General features: G+C 67.0%; 2 protein-coding genes. Both read right to left on the bottom strand.

Features of this window, described 5'->3' with window-relative positions; translation table 11 throughout:
* A partial coding sequence (locus ACXJKR_RS31800) for a PLP-dependent transferase (protein ID WP_457326249.1) occupies positions 1 to 691 on the bottom strand: 691 nt, incomplete at its 3' end.
* Positions 691 to 1,653 (bottom strand): 30S ribosomal protein S12 methylthiotransferase RimO (gene rimO / locus ACXJKR_RS31795; RefSeq protein WP_457326248.1); only part of this gene is annotated, 963 nt, incomplete at its 5' end. The genes rimO and ACXJKR_RS31800, both read right to left, overlap by 1 nt.

The following is a 1,653-nucleotide window of genomic DNA, read 5'->3' as shown; positions in this document are numbered from 1 at the left end:
GCTTGCGGTCGCGCGTGCAGACCGACCCCATCAGCACGTCGGCACCACCACTGGCGTATTTGGTCAGCGCCTGCATGACGATGTCCGCGCCCAGCCCTGGGTGGGTCAAGGGTGCCGGCTCGAAGCCATTGAAGGCCAGGCCGGCGCCCCAGGTGTTGTCCAGCGCCGTGGTGATGCCGCGCGCACGGCAGGCGGCAAGCGTCCCGAGCAGATCAGGGAACTCCAACGTGATCGACCCCGCCGCCTCCAGCCAGACCAGCTTGGTGTTGTCACGCAGCTTGGGCACCGTCAGCGGGTCGTAGAAGCGGTGTGTGACGCCCCATTGAGGCAGCCACGACTCGGTCAGGTAGCGGTTCTGGCCATAGACGTTGTCCGGCACGAGCACCTCGTCACCGGGCCGCAGCACGGCCAGCGACGGCAGCGTCACCGCCGCCAAGCCACTCGGCACGAGCAGGCAATGCTCGGCATGCTCCAGCGTCGCGATGCGCGCGGCCAGCGTGTAGCTGGTGGGCGTGCCATGCAGGCCGTAGCGGTAGGTCAGCCCGTCACGCGGCTTAGGCTTGTGCAGATCGGCCGTATTCTTGAAGAGCACGGTCGAGGCCTTGGCCACCGGTACGGGCACCGCATCCCAGCCTTCGGGGGCGCGGTAAGGGTGGTGAATAAGCTGAGTGCTGGGAGCCTTCTTGCTCATCAGACCAGGCTCGCCACCAGGTCGTGCCCATCCGCTGCCACGACGCGGGCGCGCACGAAATCGCCCACCTTCATCGTCTTGCTGGCCTTCTCGGGCGGCAGGATCTTCACGGTGCCGTCGATCTCGGGCGCGTCGGCGTAGGAGCGCCCCACCCCGCCCTTGCGGCCCAGGGCCGGCGCGGAGTCGACGAGCACCTGCAGCGTCTGGCCGACACGGCTTTGCAGCTTGGCGGCCGAGACCTGTTCGGCCACGGCCATGAAGCGCGCACGGCGCTCCTCACGCACCTCTTTGGGCAGCGCGCCGGGGATCTCGTTGGCGCTGGCGCCCTCGACCGGCGAATAGGCAAAGCAGCCCGCGCGGTCGATCCTGGCTTCCTGCATGAAGTCCAGCAGATGCTGGAACTCGGCCTCGGTCTCGCCGGGGAAGCCGGCGATGAAGGTCGAGCGGATGACCAGCTCGGGGCAGCTCTCGCGCCAGCGCAGGATGCGCTCCATGTTCTTCTCGCCGTTGGCCGGGCGCTTCATGCGCTTGAGCACGTCGGGGTGGGAATGCTGGAAGGGCACATCCAGATATGGCAGCACCAGGCCTTCGGCCATCATCGGCAGCACCTCATCCACGTGCGGATAGGGGTAGACGTAATGCAGGCGCACCCAGGCGCCATAGGGCTTGGCGATCTCGCCGAGCTGGGCGACGAGATCCAGCATGCGAGTCTTGACCGRCTTGCCGTCCCAGAAGCCCATGCGGTACTTCACGTCCACGCCATAGGCCGACGTGTCCTGGCTGATGACGAGCAGCTCCTTGACGCCGCTCTCGAACAGCGCGCGGGCCTCGTTCAGCACGTCGCCGATGGGGCGCGACACCAGGTCGCCGCGCATGCTGGGGATGATGCAGAAGGAACAGCGGTGGTTGCAGCCTTCGCTGATCTTGAGATACGCGTAATGCTTGGGCGTCAGCTTGACGCC

Source organism: Roseateles sp. P5_E11 (genome assembly GCF_054049355.1).
This window is presented reverse-complemented; position numbering and strand designations above follow the sequence as displayed.